This is a genomic window from Legionella cincinnatiensis, from assembly GCF_900452415.1.
GTDB classification, from domain to species: Bacteria; Pseudomonadota; Gammaproteobacteria; order Legionellales; family Legionellaceae; genus Legionella; species Legionella cincinnatiensis.
The window spans coordinates 2,003,755-2,021,678 of sequence record NZ_UGNX01000001.1; the positions used below are offsets into that span (position 1 = coordinate 2,003,755).

The following is a 17,924-nucleotide window of genomic DNA, read 5'->3' on the forward strand; positions in this document are numbered from 1 at the left end:
TAGTAGGTAAAAAATGAATAAATTTAAAAATTATTTTAACTTTTTATCTGAGTTATACCTCAACCACAACAACTGAAATCACACCTAATATTAGTTTTGATATTGTGCAAAACAGTTCTAATGAAATAGTGTATGGAGTCAAGTTTGGCAAGCAATTTTAAGGAAGTACCTCCACAGCTATTTTGCAGCAAGGGTGATAGGCTTTTTTTATAAATTAATATTGCTGATCGATTGTGTCATAACCGACAATTGACTGATTTAAAAATAAAACCATCCTTTTTGTCAAAATCCCGGCAGGCTCTCTAGAGAGACATCAATGCTTAAGGAGAAAAATGGGGCTTTACAATTATCCCAAGATTTTTGCGGTAAAACTACTTCTTAGGTAAAATCCGCGTGGTAATGTTTTGATTTTATTGCCATGACTATCAAATCCATAGCATAAGGATCTTCCGTTTGCAGCTTTAGGTCTAACTTGTAAATAATCTCCTGATTTTGCATCAAGAGCTTCAAGATTCCCAGTGCTGATTTGTAATGTTAAATAATTCCAATCAGCCGCGAGAATACGCTCTTGTTCTATGCCTGGAGACCATAAAAAGCCTTGGCCAATCCTTCGGTGTGGATAAGGAATCTCCGTATCCCCTTCTATAGGAATCCATAAAATCCTTTTGAGCTTCGCATAACATTGTGACGTTTTCCATTGTTGTTGATGAATTGTTAGTAAAGGAATAGATGTAATAAAGGTGGATTCAGTAGGTCTTCCAGATTTCCCAATAGGAAGAGTTTTAAGTTCTATGCCTAAATCTTTGAAATCCGGTAATGATTTGTTAAAGGCGTTGGCTCCTAAAGCTAATTCAATCGCCTGTCCAACCCACCCTTTTCGTTGATGAGAATCAATTGGAATCAATAAATCTAAGCTCAAACTTAATTGAGTCAAACTAAGTCCAGCGATACTTGAGCAACGTTCCATTAATTCAGTTTCAGTTTGTGGTGGTGTGTTTTTTAGCAGTGAAATCATTATGTCCCTCTTTCTCTTTAATCTCAACTGCAATAGGTTCAATAGGAGGTTTTACATTTGCCGCTTTAAATTGAGCCATAATAGCAAACAACACTTTAGATCGTACTTCAAAACGAGTATGAATTTGCACATTGATAAAATAGCGTGCTTCAAATTCAAGCAGTGCCTCATCGATTTTCTTGAGAAAAACCTGAGCAGGCGGATCAGCAACAATTTCTGGGGTAGTTGCCAAAACATCTAGGATAATTTGTTGAATCATCACTGGATCATCTGAACGGCTCACTTTTATAGGAAAAACTGTTCTGACAATACTGTCTTGGTGTGTCCAGTTCGTAAAAGGTTTATTAAAAGTTTCTGCATTAGGAATTAACACTTCCATATTATCCCATGAAGAAACACGCATGGAACGAATACCAATATGAGCAACTCGTCCTTCATGCTCCCCTATAGTGACTAAATCACCTTCTCTTACTGGTCTTTCAATAAGAAGCATAAGGCCCCCGACAATATTGCTGGCAAAATCCCGTAAGCCAAATCCCATACCTACAGCTAAGCCTCCAATGATCATTGACATCCCGCTAAAATCAAATCCCAGTACATGGAGTGTTACAAAACCACCTAAAAGAACTACTGCATATTGGCTAAAGACCGAAAGGCTGTGACGTATTCCTGGATCTTTTGTATTTTTATAGACCCATCGATAACAAAACTCTCGAGTCCACTTTGAAGCCCAAGCAAAAAATGCAAGGAGCATAAAAAACTCGATTGTGCTATATACAGTAATATGAATACCAGGAAAATTAACAATCGCATATTGCGCAAATTTTCCTAAATTAATCATGACTAAAGAGTCAGAATGCCAACCAAATAATTGAAATAAAACTAGAATACTTGTAATAAGCAATAAAATCCGCATTATATTGTCTATAGGCTTTAAAAAAACCTCAATCCATAGCCATCCATTTCGTAATGAGGAAATCATTAATTCAGAAAACAATTCAAGGGCATCAAAGAGTAATCCTCGTGCGAGAATATAACCTACCAATACTAGTAAAGCATATGCTTGATATAAACTCATGCTCCACGCTAAATTAGTAAACCCAAATAATCCAATTACAGCAGTAGAAAACACGGTGATTGGCACTAAAATAACCAATAAAGAAATAGCATTTCTAACATATCGTTTCTGACTATTTAACAAAGGTCGAAGTAGATAAGGAATGACGTCTTTACTTTTCCAGGCAACCAAAGATACGGTCAAAATAAACAACATAAATAATCGGTTAAATATATCCTGAATTAAAATAGACAGAGGAAGTAAATGACCAATTGTCATTAAAGCGGTTGTCCATCCACCGAAAAGCAATAACCATTTTAAACGGTAATACAATTTAACATCTTTTCCCGAAGAGTCTGTTATTCGCTCTAATAAAACTAAACGGGCAATTAAAATTAAAATTTTAAAAGTGAACCATACCGCAATTAATTTAAATAATAATTGATAATTCGCGAAGGAAATATGAGTAATAGCGAGCAAAATCCACAACATAGACACGATACAAAGATAAGGTATATTTCTTTGTACTAAAACCAGCACCCCATCGTATAAGTAACCGGTTAAACGTGATCGTTCTTTATCTCTACCTAAAGTTTTTAAGAAACGGCTTATTAAAAATGAAATAACCGCTATTATTACAAACCCACTCCATAACACGACCACAGATAAAGGACTTAACCATAAATAACTATCATAAACTTTTAAACTTAATATCTTTATATATTTATAAAATAAACCAGGAATCGCGGCTATCTTATTAAGAATAAGTGGCCAACTATTAATGTTATAATCAGCCAGAGTTTGTCTTGAAGACATCAATTTTTTAAGTTGTGTTTGATAGTCTGTTAAACTTTTAACCAAAAGTTGTTTTTGTTTGTTTGAGTCATTGATCTCTTGAGTTAAAGTTTTCTGTAACGAACTAATCGATTGCTTCAAACTAGCAGCATTAACTAGTTTGGCTTCATTCTCAAGAAAAGTATTTATTTGCCGTAAAGATTTTTCAATCTTGGAATATTGATTTAATGCATCTTTATAAATATCAGTAATTAATTGTAAATTTTTTGTATCAGGATTTTTAAGAAAAATCATATCCCCTTTAACAAGCGTTCTTTGAATGTTTAAGGCATTAATACGATTTTGAACAACAGCAATATTTTGATTATTAATCAGTAGCTTTGCTTCATAATCAGATGAAGATAAGGGTGCTTGCTTAGAGCGCTTATCAGGCTGATTGTTAATATTTTCATAAAGCTCAAGCAGTTGTCGATTAAGCTTTTCTTTTAAGGTTCTTATTTGTACTAACTTTTGTTCAAGAACAAAATTTGAATGCCAAAGCTCTAAGTTCTTTATTTCCTCAGTAAGCGCCGATTGATAATCATTTGCAAGTTTTAAATTATCAGTAGTGAGCTCTATGGTTTGTTTATTAATTAAAAGTAAATTTTCTACCCTTGCAACCCGTTCAGGAATCGTGGTGTCTTCTTTAATAATAGGTAATTGCTGCAGAAGCTTTAAACGCTGATTTAAGTAGCTCTGTTCTTTATTCTCATGCTCAAGAAAACCCTCTAAGCTTTTTATTTTAACATCTATCATTGTAAGTATTGAGGATACCTGCTTCATTTTAGCAGCGTATTCTTTTTCATTTTTCAGAGTTATTGGTTGCGTGGTTTCCTGAATTGACGCAATCAAATGTGTTTTTTCTTGGGTTAAGTACTCGATGAAAGTGGTAGGATTCTTTACAGGCGCTGAGGTGGTTGCCGCGTATAATGAACAACCAAAAAACAAAAAGAATGCAAAAGTGGCGAATTTTCGACTTCTGGACATTACTTGCAAAGCGAGTTGCTTAAAGTAACTCATGGAGGAAGGACGTATGTTGTTGCTTCTCATCGCTAACAGACATCCTCCTCCTAATATGTTATTTAGTTTGCGTAGTTGGAGCAAGTCTTATTCCTAATTCTGTTAGTTGTGCACTACCCGTAGGTGACGGTGCACTCGTTAAAGGACACGATGCTGTTTGAGTTTTAGGAAAAGCAATTACATCTCTAATGGATGTTGAATCTGTTAATAACATAGCTAAACGGTCGATGCCAAGCGCTATTCCTCCATGTGGCGGAGCTCCATATTGTAAAGCATCTAGTAAAAAGCCAAATTTTTCCTGAGCTTCTTGTTCATTAATTCCAAGTAATTCAAACACTGCTTTTTGTAACTCTGATTGGTGAATACGTATCGATCCACCACCAATTTCATAGCCATTAATTACTATATCATAAGCTTTGGCTAATGTATGGGTAGGGTTGGCGTGCAAATTATTAGGGTCCAAATCTTTTGGTGAAGTAAAAGGATGATGCATAGGACTTAATTTGTTACTCTCGTAATCCCGCTCAAACATTGGCCAATCAATAATCCATAACAATTCCCAACTTTCTTTGAGCAATTTTTTGTCATGCCCTAATTTAATTCGCAATGCTCCCATAGATTCATTGACTATATGATTTTTATCAGCACCAAAGAAAATAACATCACCTGTTTTGGCTTCTGTACGATGTAAAATAGCACTAACGGCATCCTCTGGAAGGAACTTCAAAATCGGCGATTGTAGCCCTGTCATTCCTTCATCCAGATTATTTACTTTAATATAAGCAAGTCCCTTAGCCCCGTAAATAGAAACAAAACGTCCATAATCATCCAAATCTTTTCTACTAAGATCGCAACCTCCAGGTAACTTTAAGGCAACAACTCTTGAGTCAGCATCATTCGCAGCAACTGAAAATACTTTGAAATCAGATTCTTTTACTAAATCTGCTACATCGACAAGCTCTAAAGGGTTACGCAAGTCTGGTTTATCACTACCAAAGCGCCTCATTGCTTCAGCATAAGGCATTCTGTTGAGTTTTTCAGGTAAATCCACATTAAGGATTTGCTTAAATACGGTTTTTAGTAAGCCCTCAATAAGATTTAAAATATTCTCTTCATCAATAAAAGCCATTTCAATATCAAGCTGTGTAAATTCAGGTTGTCTATCAGCACGCAGATCTTCATCACGAAAACAACGAACGATCTGATAGTATTTGTCAAATCCTGAAATCATTAATAATTGTTTGAATAGTTGTGGCGATTGCGGTAGCGCATAGAATTGACCAGGATGTACTCTTGAAGGTACTAAATAATCACGTGCCCCTTCAGGTGTCGCCTTCGTTAACATGGGGGTTTCAATATCAAGGAAATTTTGCTCGTTAAGATAGGTACGAATACAGCTATTTAACTGGTGTCGTACAGTTAGCTTATGCTTCATAGCAGGACGTCGCAAATCAATGTAGCGGTATTTATAGCGCAAGTCTTCATTAACCATCTGAAAATCATCAGGCAAGAATGGAGGTGTAGGTGATTGATTTAGAATTTCCAGTTGCGTACCAACTACTTCAACTGTTCCAGTTGCCATGGCTTCATTAATCATACCAGCAGGTCGTTGACGAACAAGACCCGTCACTCGTACTACAAATTCGGAACGAAGCTTTTCTGCATCACAAAAAGCGTTTACATTTTCTGGCTCATACACCACTTGCAATAAGCCTGAGCTATCACGAATATCTAAAAATATTACTCCACCATGGTCACGACGATTATGAATCCAGCCGCATACAATCACTTCTTTCCCTAAACTTAATTCATTAACCTCTAAACAATGGTGTGTGCGCATATAAAAACCGCCTATATAAATATTTATTAACTTGTTGCCAGTAATGCTGCACTTGGTGTAGGCGGCATTACTCCTAAAGAAATTATAAATTTTAGTGCTTCATCAATACTCATATCCAACTCTACAACATCTCGCTTAGGAATCATCATCAGAAAACCCGAAGTGGGATTAGGAGTAGTAGGTATAAATACAGAAATTAGTGTATCTTTTATTTTATCATTAATTGGGCTATTTGCTGTTCCAGTTTGAAAAGCAATACTCCATAATCCTTTGCGCGGGTATTCAATGATGACTACTTTACGAAAGGCTTCGCTGTTTGTTGATACAACCGCATTAATTACTTGCTTGACTGTTTTATAAATTGAACGCACCAAGGGGATTTTTGAAAGAATAGACTCACCCCATGCAACCAGTCTTTGGCCAAAATAATTAGTAGCGACTACTCCTGTGACTAGCAATATCACTAATGATAAAATAACTCCTAGACCAGGAATATGATGTCCTATCAATTGTTCAGGCTGATAGACTTTAGGAATTAAAGCTAATGTATTATCAAGCAAGTCAATAATGAATCGTAACACACCAATGGTAATAAGTATGGGTAGCCATACCACTAATCCAGCAAGTAAATAGCGTCTTAATGACAGTGTTTTCACTTAGTATCACCATCTTGTGTTGTTTTAGATGCAGTAGTCTCCTTTGCCTGAACTGTGGCAGAAGAGTCATCTTTCTTAGCTCCTCCTCCCTCTTCTGACTTACTGCTTTTGTTTTTAAAGTCAGTAGCATACCATCCAGTACCCTTCAATTGGAAACCAGCAGCGGAAACCAATTTAACTACGGTATCCTTATAACAAACGGGACATTGTTTTATTGGATCGTCACTGATTTTTTGCATCAAGTCAAAATGGTGATGACAACTTGTACATTGATATTCATAAATTGGCATCTAAGGCAACTCCATTAACTTCATATTACTTAATTTAATTTAGAATTATAGCTAACTCATAAAGAATGAACAATATATAACCCTTGATAAGGTAGATCGATTGCACTATAAATCCATTATTTTAAGAACATGAGGAAGGTTAAACCCAGCCCTATATGGTTTCCCTTTAATTGCTATTTTGAACGAATAATAATAAAACAATTGTCTTGAAATTTACTCTAATAGACATTTTAATGTATCAGGACTTGTTCGCAGCATCCAGCCGGTCTTAAAAAAACAATTGTTAATACACCTATATTTTTATAAAAATTTTTCGCCAATATAAAAATGCGGCCACTAAAAAATTTAAGAAAAGAAACATTAAAGAATAAAACAAACCCGCATTTTTAGGGTTAAAATTACCGAACAAATATTCTGCAATCGCTACTCGTACTATATCTTGCGTACCATCTGGCAATGGTAATAAGAAAAAAGATTGGATTTTTAATAACATCACATGCAAAACAAAAATAAATAATGCATTCATTCCAAGAATCTTAAAAGGTAAGGACCATTTGTTATATCCTATTATATCAATAATAAAATAACAGAAACTAAAGACAATAAGTGAAAATCCGCTGCACCATAAAACAAAAGAGCTTGTCCACAAATTCTTATTTATGGGAAAGCTGTAACTCCATAACCATGCTAATAGAAGAAAGAATAGACCTGCTGCAATCATTAGAATACATTTCTTTTGTTTTTGAATCTGAGCCAACAATAAACTTCCTGCAATAAGACCAGATAGAGTTGTCGCAACAGAAGGGATAGTACTTAAAAGCCCTTCGGGATCAAAATTTCTAAATAATAAGTGTGAGGGTGAAAGAAGTAACTGATCGACATAACCAACCCAATTTCGTGTTATGGTTAATTGATTCATTCCTATACCTGGCAAATGAATATGAACCAAAAAATACCAATAACCCAACAATATGCCCCAAAAAATAAAAATTTGAGTTCTTATTGTTGTATGTAAATAAATAAAAGCACAAATTAAATAACAAAGAGCGATGCGTTGCAAAATACCATAAATTCGTATTGATGATATATCAATATTTTTAGGAAAAACATTCAGGAAAATGCCTAATAAAAATAAGATAATAGTACGCTTAAAAATGCTATAATAAACTTCGGCCTTACTTTCTTCTTTTACGTGTCTTTTTAGACTAATAACTGTGGTCATCCCTACTATAAATAAAAAACTGGGAAATACAAAATCAGCTAAAGTACAACCATTCCATTCTGAATGCAGTAAAATAGGGTAAGAAATCCTCGTTCCCAAACTATTTACTAAGACCATAAGCGCCATTGTCAAACCACGAAACACATCTAAAGATAAGATTCGTTCATTTTGCAGCAAATGATTACTCATAAAATAATTTTCTTAAAAAGGAAGCATCATAGCAGGATACTAAATTGTCTTCAAACCTCGCACCGGAACATCCATGTGATATACATAATGTTTAATAATCTGCTCTGCTTGCTCACAAGTTAATGGCTTGCTAATTGCACCTTCCATAAAATAATGCTGACAATCATATTTTACTACATCTGCTTCAAAGCCTGTTAAGGCAATAATAGGCACATGATGTTGTGTTTCTCTTTCCTTTTGTCGCAACTGCTTTGCCACTATATAACCAGAAGAATCTTCTAATCCTATATCCATCAACACCAAATCATATTTTCCTGGATAGAACAACTCCACAGCACTATCTGCTGAACTTGCAATATCTACCTGACAATTTAGAGCGGTTAATAATGCTTTTTCAACATTCTGTGCGATAATATTATCTTCTACCATAAGAATTTTAGGCAAATAGTTTTCTTTTGAAACTTGCTCTACATTTTGAACACTTTTTGTATGTACTTCAATCTCGTCATTAGGCGTTAAATAATTCAAAATAACAATCAAACCAATTAAGTCTTTATTACTATTATGCATTGGTATACGTGAAGATTGAAAGTAATAATTCTTACCTGAGTCATCTCTAATGGGTTTTTCTTGTACATTATGTTGTGGAATACCCGAAAAAATTACTTTCATATCATCCAGTTTTAACTCTTCTACTCTATCTTTATCCCAATGGCCAAATGCCTCCATCTGTTGATAAGGAGTACCATCCAAATCTTGAAGGGTATTTAGTCCTAGTAATTTTATAAAGTTATTGTTACATCCTTTCAAATTACAATTAGTGTCCAACCAATAAACAATATTGGGCATTGAATTAATAATTTCCATATAGTATTGATGAATAGAATCAATATCCTCTTGAGGTTTGTTTTTTGCGTAGGAAGACATGCAAATACTCCGATAAATTTAATTTGCATGTAAATTATAGTACAGATTAATTAACGTGAATTCGACATAAAAAAGCATTCGTGTGCTTCTTAAATATCGCTAAACGAAATAAGATAAAAACAGCTCAAATAAATTAGCTATTTTTCATATAGAACGTACATAGATTACTTTAATTATAAATCATTTTCCGAAATAGCCCAAAATTATGGCTACTAAATACATAACGGTTGCTACTTTTAGGGTGGTTCTTAACCAATAATCCATTCTATTTGATTTTTCAAGTCAATTGATATCTCTGACAGTTCTTCAAGCTCATAATCCATATATACATTTTCAGCCGAGCAATTTGCTTGATGCTGCAAAATCCTCTTATCACGTTCTTGATGTAACCATAAAATCTGAGGGGTAAATAGATGAAGAATTCCTTCTACCCATTTGTCAAGTACTTGCCAATATGGATCATTAATTAAAGTCATTTTGTAGCGTTTTATCAGACGAGCAGCGTGTTCAGAGTCATACCAAATTTCAGAGGTTACCCATCGATTTACAGTAAATAAGCGAATTGGTTGCCCAAATTGATTCATGCCGATCGCTACCAAATGTGTCATAGGATTGTCAATGTATCTATCCCAATCTGTTAAAGGCGCGGGTTTGATGCTTTTAGGAATATGTTTATAACGTAAAAAACAATGAAAATGGCCATGCTCCGTACTTTCGTAATTTTCACGGTGACAGTGATAAAAATATTGCGCTCCAGTTTTATGATCGATACGGTCTCCTTGTGGATAATGATTCATTCGCTCAAAACGTCGTTTATTTTTTAAGGTATAATGAAGAATGCTTTTCCCTTTGTTAGAGGTCATTAATTGTTGTGCTTCTAAAACTTGTTGCGCATAGCCTAAATAAACTTTTTTATGCCATCTGCTAAGTTGGGGTAAATTGAATTCTGAGTGAATAATCATATCCTTACTACATTAAGAGAAGACAAGGTAATGAAGAGGTAGTAGAAACTACCTCTTTACAGAATAAAACTGCTGATTAGTCACCAGAGCAACCACCACAGCCTTTGCAACCCTTACAACCTTTGCAGCCAGTACAACCTTTACAACCGTTGCAACCTTTACAACCTTTACAACCATTGCAAGAGCTTGAAGTAGCTGGAGTAGAAGCATCTGCATAAGCAACAGAAACTACAGGAGCTGCTAATACAGTTAGTAGTGCGGCTACCGCCATTGTTGATTTTTTCATAATTTTTACTTCCTTGATAGTTAATGATTTTTTAACCCAATTAGATATTAGCAAATAAATTAAGATTTTGCTTCTTTTTTTAATAAAAAATTTGAGTTATTAATAGGGTTTTTGACAATTTATTCTGCTCTCTTGCGTGTTCTGCTTATGCACTGAAGATCCAGTAGGTACTTAGAATGAGGGTCGCTAAAGCTCTATCCTAGGATTCGAAACAGCGCCTCGCGCTTGCTAAACCCAAACACCCCAAGCAAAGCAAGGATCAAAAGCATTTTTTTAGTTTTCAACTTTATGGAACTTCCGGGCATAAATCACAGTCGTAAGATACTGAATGAATAGTCAACAGCCCCTATACTTTTCTTAAAAATTTTCATGAGGCATGTAGAATAGATTATAAAGTATGAGTCACAATTTTTACGATAACTCTTTTTTAGAAGTGGATGAAAGAATTTTATCAAGCATCTTGGTAGTTAAAATTCTTTTTAGAAAAATCATTAAATGAGAAGGAATAGTGATCGGGTATTTTGCTTTAGGTCTTTTAGACTCTATTGCGTGATGCAATTTTTTGATCACCGCATCTGGCTGCCTAGTAAAAATAGAAGCAGATTTTTTCTGTTTAAATTCCTCTAACATACGCTCATATTGCTTGCTAAAATAACTATGTTGTTTATCTATATAATTTAAAGAATTATCAACACAATTATCCCTGAAACGGCTCTCTATAGGCCCTGGTTCCACAGTAATAACATCAATTCCTGATGATTGTAATTCTAGCCTTAAGGTATCACTGACACCTTCTACGGCATATTTTGAAGCATTGTATGCACCACGAAAAGGCATACTAATAATCCCCAGTATGGAACTAATATTAATAATACGACCATGTCCCTGTTGACGCATAATAGGAATAGCTAGGTTTGTAAGTTCAACCAAACCGAAGACATTTGTTTCAAACTGAGCACGCAATACATCACGAGTAATATCCTCCAAAGCTCCTGCTTGACCATATCCCGCATTATTAATTAAAACATCTATTCGCCCTTCTGTTTGGGCGAGCACCTTTTCAAAGGCGCTTTGAATCGAAGATGAATCAGAAACATCCAGCTGAACGGCCTCAAGTCCAATGTTTAATAACTTTTCAACATCTTCTTTTTTTCTACATGAGCCAATTACTCTATGCCCTCTTTTTTTTAAAGCAAATGCAGCATCAAAGCCAATACCACTTGAACATCCAGTAATTAGAATTATTTTTTCCTTCATTTATTGATCCGAAATAGTTCACAAAATAATTTATAATCGATAATTCTAAATGTAACAATAGGTTTGTTGATAATTGATTTGTGAACTTTATCTTAAAATAATTAAGGTGAAGTTAATAAATATTACTTAAGTGTAAAATTTAATCAAAGAATCTATTTCTGATTTAACTTCTAGTGCTAACCTGTGCCTACATTAATCGCGGAGAAATTATCATGCCTTTTTTTCAAAAGAACTCTCACACAACCGCAGTAGAAAAAATTAACGCTGCTAAAAATTTGTTAGCGCAAAAACAACTAACAGAGGAACAAACAGAATTTTTCTTTGAGATGTTAAATGCTCGCATTAATGATTTTGAAACCGCATTAAAGAAAAACCTTGAGTCTTATGAGCGAGAACAAATAATAGATCAATACAACCGTTTCGCTAAGGCCTTATTTCATTGTTTATCCAAACCTGAATCTACTCTTTTTTATACAAATAATTATCATAATTTCAAATATTATCCTGTTGGAATTAATGATGTAATAAAAAAAGACCCTATAAACCAGAACATTTCAATCGCCACCGCTGTCTTAGGTGCAGCCCTTATCCTAGCATCTTTAGCTGCCTTTGCATTTAACCCACTTATCGGAGCCATACTTTTACCTATTGGAATTACCTTATTAGCCCCCGCTTGTCTTTATTTATTAACACCAGAGTCCCTTGATACGACTTCAAAAAAACTTGAAGAGAAAATTATTTTCCAAACAGGAGCAAAATTAATCAAACCTTCTCTAAACTTTGATGAAATGCAAGAGCTTGATACCTCTGAATATACTTTTGATACCCCCGTATACACTACCCCAATGTAAAAAGCTAAAGTGAATTTTATAAGATCTCATGGAATTTTCTTAAATTTGAGCTATCATTCAATTTTTGATTTCAGGAGCTTTTTATGAAAGTAGGTCGTGACAGCTTGTCAACAAAATGCGTATTGCAAGTAGACGATAAAACATATCATTATTTTAGTGTAAAGGAAGCTGAGCATAAACATTTTAAAGGTATTAATCGTCTCCCGTACTCTCTAAAAGTTCTTCTAGAAAATCTATTACGCTTTGAAGATGACAATACTGTTACTACCAAGGACATTAAAGCCATTGCAGAATGGTTGCATAAGAAAACATCGCAGCATGAAATTGCATTTAGACCTGCGCGCGTGCTCATGCAGGATTTTACGGGGGTACCTGCTGTAGTTGACCTCGCTGCCATGCGTGCTGCGATTGCAAAAATGGGAGGTAATCCCGATAAAATTTCCCCACTTTCTCCGGTTGATTTGGTTATTGACCATTCAGTAATGGTAGATAAATTTGGGACTCAGGATGCTTTAACAGTCAATACCGAAATTGAACTAAAGCGTAATAAAGAGCGCTATGAGTTTTTACGTTGGGGACAAAAAGCTTTTGATAATTTTCAAGTTGTTCCACCAGGAACGGGCATCTGCCATCAAGTAAATCTTGAATACCTGGGGCAAACTGTATGGAGCAGTGATGATAATGGCAATTTATATGCTTATCCAGATACCCTGGTTGGAACCGATTCTCATACAACTATGATTAATGGTCTCGGTATTTTAGGTTGGGGAGTGGGCGGCATCGAAGCAGAAGCAGCAATGTTAGGACAACCTGTATCGATGCTCATACCCGAAGTGATCGGATTTAAATTATCTGGAAAAATGAAAGAAGGGATCACGGCAACTGATCTCGTACTTACTGTAACACAAATGCTTAGAAAAAAAGGTGTTGTTGGCAAGTTTGTTGAGTTTTATGGCCCTGGTTTGAGTGATTTGCCACTCGCTGATCGAGCAACTATTTCTAATATGGCCCCTGAATATGGAGCAACATGTGGATTTTTCCCAATAGATAAGGAAACCATTCGTTATCTCGATTTAACAGGACGCGATAAACATACTGTCGCCCTAGTTGAAGCCTATGCTAAAGCTCAAGGCATGTGGTATGACAAAGATAGTGAAGATCCCGTGTTTACTGATACATTAGAACTTGATTTAAGTACTATTGTACCTTCGTTAGCAGGCCCCAAAAGACCTCAGGATAAAGTAACTCTTAGCACATTACCTGTTGAATTTTCTAACTTCCTTAAAGAAGCGGGCAAAGAAAACGAGAAAGATACTTCATTTACAGTTAAAAATCATGATTTTCAAATGAAACATGGAAATGTAGCTATTGCTGCGATCACCAGTTGTACTAACACATCCAATCCAAGCGTGCTCATGGCCGCAGGTCTAGTCGCTAAAAAAGCAGTTGAAAAAGGACTTAAGCGTAAACCTTGGGTTAAATCCTCTTTAGCTCCAGGCTCCAAAGTTGTTACTGATTATCTTAAACAAGCTGGGTTACAATCTTATTTAGATCAATTGGGTTTTAATTTAGTAGGCTATGGTTGTACAACTTGTATCGGTAATTCAGGCCCACTTCCTGATGCAATTTCTCACTGCATCAGTGATAATGATCTGGTTGTTTCTGCAGTTTTATCAGGAAATCGTAATTTTGAAGGACGAGTTCATCCTCAAGTTAGAGCAAACTGGTTAGCTTCTCCACCTTTAGTTGTTATCTATGCATTATGTGGAACAACGACGATTGATCTCAGTAAAGAACCAATAGGCCAAGATGATCATGGTAACGCTGTCTATTTGAAAGATATTTGGCCCTCAAATGCAGAAATTGCCGCTGAAGTATCAAAAGTTACAGGCAGTATGTTCCGCAAAGAATATTCCGAAGTATTTCGTGGTGACGAGCATTGGCAAGCAATTAAAACCAGTAGCGGTAAGACTTATGAATGGAATGAGGACTCAACTTACATCCAACATCCACCATTTTTTGATAACTTAAAAGCCAAACCAGATCCAATTAAGCCAATCAAACAAGCTTATGTCCTAGCTCTGTTTGGTGACTCAATTACTACTGATCATATCTCTCCTGCAGGCTCAATTAAAGCGAACTCTCCCGCGGGTTTATATTTAAAATCTAAAGGAGTGGATGAAAAAGAATTCAATTCTTATGGTTCTCGACGTGGTAACCATGAAGTAATGATGCGGGGTACTTTTGCAAATATTCGTATTCGCAACGAAATGACCCCTGGCCAAGAAGGAGGAATTACACGTTATATCCCCTCAGGTGAAATCATGCCAATTTATGATGCGGCGATGCTCTATCAGCAACATCATCATGATCTCGTTATCATTGCAGGAAAGGAATACGGTACAGGATCATCAAGAGATTGGGCGGCAAAAGGCACTAATTTACTTGGGGTTAAGGCAGTAATTACCGAAAGCTTTGAACGTATCCATCGTTCTAATTTAATTGGGATGGGGGTTTTACCTTTACAATTTTGCAATGATATGACACGTAAGACTTTGAATCTAAAAGGAGATGAACGAATTAGTATCGATGTGTCTGACTCATTAAAACCTGGTTCAATGATCCCAGTAACAATAGAGCGTGCGGATGGCCAAGTAGAACAAATTCAAACCTTATGCCGTATCGATACCGCTGATGAATTAGAGTACTATAAAAATGGAGGTATTTTGCAGTACGTTCTAAGAAATTTATGTGCCTGATATAAAATTGGGTTGGATTTTAGCTTAGCAGTAATCTGGTTTTTCTAAAAAAGAAACTTTGATAGTGAAATACTCAATAAGTATACATCCCTCCTGTAGATATCCCGTACGTTTAAACGCGCGGGATATCGAAAATTCTTAGATAGGCATTTGATAGAAACCAACCGATAGTAACTCTACATCCAAGTTATTGGCGGTTTAACCTAGACCGCAATTATTAAGGATTAATCATGAATCACCCCAAAAAGGTTTTAAGCGTCTTCTCTTTGGTAATGATTAACGTAATCGCTGTTGATAGTCTACGCACCCTACCCATCAGTGCAAAATTAGGACTATCCTTAATATCCTATTACGTTGTTGCCGCATTCGCTTTTTTTATTCCGGTTTCTCTTGTAGCAGCAGAATTAGCAACAGCATTTCCCAATACTGGGGGAATCTATGTGTGGGTTCGTGAAGCGTTTGGCAAACGAGCGGCGTTTATCACAATTTGGCTTCAATGGATATATAACGTAGTTTGGTATCCTACTATACTTGCATTTATAGCGGCTACACTATCGTATTTATTCGCTCCTGAATTAGGAAATAATAAATTTTATTTATTAAGCACTGTACTCGTATTATTTTGGTTATTCACCATCCTCAATTGTTTCGGGATGAAAATATCAAGCATCCTGAGCACCATTGGCGCAACCATTGGTACAATATTTCCGATGCTTTTCATTATTGTTCTCGCTGTATTTTGGGGAATGGAAGGAAAACCAATAGCCGTAGGTTACTCTTCTAATTTGTTACCGAACTTTGAGTCGTTAGGTAATTTATCACTTTTTGCGGTTGTCTTATTTGGTTTACTCGGCATGGAAATGTCTGCTGTGCATGCAGAAGAAGTTAAAAATCCTCAACACGATTATCCAAAAGCATTGTTTTATTCAACAATATTGGTTATTTCTACTCTTTCTTTAGGCTCCTTAGCGATTGTTATGGTCGTTCCTAATGAAAACTTAAGTGTCGTATCCGGGCTTATTGATGCTTATGCGGTATTTTTTAAAGCGTATCATATGCCTTGGATGACCTCAATAATCGCTGTGTTAATTATTTTAGGTGGACTTAGTGGTGTGTCAGCATGGATTATTGGGCCAACTAAAGGATTAATGGTCTCTGCACGTGATGGTTCCTTACCCGCAAGGTTTGCACAAACTAACAAATATGGCGTTCCAACGAACATTCTTTTGGCTCAAGCTCTGATTTTTACCATTTTAAGTACCGCTTTTATTTTGCTGGACTCTATCAATGCTGCCTATTGGATGCTCAGTGATTTATGCGCTCAAATGGCGTTATTAGTGTATGTCTTCATGTTTGCAGCAGCTATTAAGCTAAGATATAGCAAACCCCATCAACATCGAGCATATACTATTCCTGGAGGCAATAAAGTCATGTGGCTTGTATCGGGAATAGGTATTTTGTGTTGTCTCGTTGCTATTCTTATTGGTTTTGTACCACCCACTCAAATTCCAGTAGGCAATGTAATCATTTTTGAATCATTTCTAATTGGCGGATTAATTCTATTTGTATTAATTCCATGGTTTCTGGCTAAAAAACATTGATGATTAAAAATTTATGCTTGATTATTTTAATTTAAAACCCGAGTACGTTACTCGGGTTTTAGCAGACCAACTTCTCACTCTAATAAGTAAACTTATCAATCACAGATTGATTCCACAAATTTGGTTGTTCTAAATTAGATAAATGTCTTGCATTAGCTAAAATAACAAGTTGACTATTTTTAGAAAGAGCATGCATAGCGACACTTTGTTGCGGAGAAATTACCCTATCAAATTCGCCTGTTATAATAAGCACGGGTACTGTAGTTGTAGCTAACACCTCTGAAGTAGCCTCACGTAATGCCATGCCGCGTAATGCAGAAGCAATAGCAGTTGGTTTTTGCTGCGTTAAAATATGATAAAGATAGGCTATGGTTTGCTCCGAAGCATTTGGAGAAAGAGCTTTTGCCATAAATCCATTTCTTAGATTATCTATTCCATTTTCCAATACATCAAGAGCTGTACTTTCTCGCGTAGCTTTCGTTTCTTGGCTATCAGCTATAGCTTGAGTATTAGAAAGCACCAATCCTGCTGTTTGATTTGCGTATTTTTGCAAAAATGCAAGAGCGATATATCCACCCATTGACTCACCCGCAATAATCGCTTTATCAATGTTTAAGTAATCTAACAAGTGTTTTACTTCATCCGCATATTCACTCATAGAGACTGCCCTTCCATCCACCTCTGATGATTGACCAAAGCCCCATAAATCTAAAGTAATAACATGAAAATGCTTTTTTAGCCCATCCAGTTGAGGTTGCCATAAGCGTTGATCGGTTGGAAATGCGTGAATAAGTACAAGAGGTTTTCCCTGACCTGCTTCAGTATAAGAAATAAATCGATTTGAATCAGGCAGCTTCATTGTTGAGGCGAACAGCGTATTATTGAAAAAACAAAAAAATAGAAGAAGAATTGAGAGGGATCGTTTCATTATAAATTACTCCATTAATTTGTAGCTTCCTATTATCTTAAATAGGCACTTAACATGTGTTTGGAATCTAGTTAAGGAAACTTAAGGTACTTATCGTCGTCCTCGCGAAAGCGGGGACCCATTTTGATTTTGACACAATGTTAAAATAAAAATGGATTTCCGCTTTCGCGAAAATGACAAAGCCTTAAGTTGATGCCATTACCCGAACAGTTCGTAGTAAAGAATCCAGC

14 protein-coding genes are annotated in these 17,924 nt (G+C 35.7%); 3 read left to right on the forward strand and 11 right to left on the reverse strand.

The features are described 5' to 3' along the window. Positions 1-346: 346 nt before the first annotated feature. The 10 genes from mutH to DYH34_RS08945 form a co-directional block, all read right to left on the reverse strand. Positions 347-1,015 carry a DNA mismatch repair endonuclease MutH gene (mutH, locus tag DYH34_RS08900; protein ID WP_058463295.1) on the reverse strand — a complete coding sequence of 223 codons (669 nt, stop codon included), beginning with the start codon at positions 1,013-1,015 and terminating at the stop codon, positions 347-349. After that, the gene (locus DYH34_RS08905; protein ID WP_115342661.1) at positions 978-3,893 is read right to left on the reverse strand and encodes a mechanosensitive ion channel domain-containing protein; all 2,916 of its coding nucleotides are present in this window, start codon (positions 3,891-3,893) and stop codon (positions 978-980) included. Before DYH34_RS08905 ends, mutH begins: the two co-directional genes overlap by 38 nt. A gap of 91 nt (positions 3,894-3,984) precedes the next feature. Further along, on the reverse strand, positions 3,985-5,766 hold the full coding sequence (gene aspS / locus DYH34_RS08910; RefSeq protein WP_058463297.1) for an aspartate--tRNA ligase: 1,782 nt from the start codon (positions 5,764-5,766) through the stop codon (positions 3,985-3,987). Between the two features lie 26 nt (positions 5,767-5,792). Beyond that, positions 5,793-6,422, reverse strand: a complete 630-nt coding sequence (locus DYH34_RS08915) for a DUF502 domain-containing protein (RefSeq protein ID WP_058463298.1) — start codon at positions 6,420-6,422, stop codon at positions 5,793-5,795. After that, positions 6,419-6,712, reverse strand: a complete 294-nt coding sequence (locus tag DYH34_RS08920) for an FmdB family zinc ribbon protein (RefSeq protein ID WP_058463299.1) — start codon at positions 6,710-6,712, stop codon at positions 6,419-6,421. Before DYH34_RS08920 ends, DYH34_RS08915 begins: the two co-directional genes overlap by 4 nt. 292 nt (positions 6,713-7,004) lie before the next feature. After that, the gene (locus DYH34_RS08925) at positions 7,005-8,123 is read right to left on the reverse strand and encodes an acyltransferase family protein (protein ID WP_058463300.1); all 1,119 of its coding nucleotides are present in this window, start codon (positions 8,121-8,123) and stop codon (positions 7,005-7,007) included. Positions 8,124-8,162: 39 nt separating this feature from the next. Beyond that, positions 8,163-9,050, reverse strand: coding sequence for a response regulator (locus DYH34_RS08930; protein WP_058463301.1), 888 nt, complete (start codon positions 9,048-9,050; stop codon positions 8,163-8,165). Between the two features lie 248 nt (positions 9,051-9,298). Beyond that, positions 9,299-10,012, reverse strand: coding sequence for a DUF6969 family protein (locus DYH34_RS08935; RefSeq protein WP_058463302.1), 714 nt, complete (start codon positions 10,010-10,012; stop codon positions 9,299-9,301). A gap of 76 nt (positions 10,013-10,088) precedes the next feature. Next, positions 10,089-10,298 carry a hypothetical protein gene (locus tag DYH34_RS08940; protein ID WP_058463303.1) on the reverse strand — a complete coding sequence of 70 codons (210 nt, stop codon included), beginning with the start codon at positions 10,296-10,298 and terminating at the stop codon, positions 10,089-10,091. Positions 10,299-10,709: 411 nt separating this feature from the next. Next, positions 10,710-11,555: an SDR family NAD(P)-dependent oxidoreductase gene (locus DYH34_RS08945; protein ID WP_058463304.1), complete on the reverse strand. Its 846-nt coding sequence runs from the start codon at positions 11,553-11,555 to the stop codon at positions 10,710-10,712. A 212-nt stretch (positions 11,556-11,767) separates the two neighbouring features. Between DYH34_RS08945 and DYH34_RS08950 the strand changes: the two genes are divergently transcribed. From DYH34_RS08950 to DYH34_RS08960, 3 genes are all read left to right on the forward strand, one after another. Next, on the forward strand, positions 11,768-12,406 hold the full coding sequence (locus tag DYH34_RS08950) for a lpg1689 family Dot/Icm T4SS effector (protein WP_058463305.1): 639 nt from the start codon (positions 11,768-11,770) through the stop codon (positions 12,404-12,406). A gap of 83 nt (positions 12,407-12,489) precedes the next feature. Next, on the forward strand, positions 12,490-15,165 hold the full coding sequence (acnA, locus tag DYH34_RS08955) for an aconitate hydratase AcnA (protein WP_058463306.1): 2,676 nt from the start codon (positions 12,490-12,492) through the stop codon (positions 15,163-15,165). A 230-nt stretch (positions 15,166-15,395) separates the two neighbouring features. Further along, positions 15,396-16,766 carry an APC family permease gene (locus tag DYH34_RS08960; protein WP_058463307.1) on the forward strand — a complete coding sequence of 457 codons (1,371 nt, stop codon included), beginning with the start codon at positions 15,396-15,398 and terminating at the stop codon, positions 16,764-16,766. A 79-nt stretch (positions 16,767-16,845) separates the two neighbouring features. Here DYH34_RS08960 and DYH34_RS08965 read toward each other — a convergent pair whose 3' ends face one another. After that, on the reverse strand, positions 16,846-17,694 hold the full coding sequence (locus DYH34_RS08965; protein WP_058463308.1) for an alpha/beta fold hydrolase: 849 nt from the start codon (positions 17,692-17,694) through the stop codon (positions 16,846-16,848). Positions 17,695-17,924: the final 230 nt, after the last annotated feature.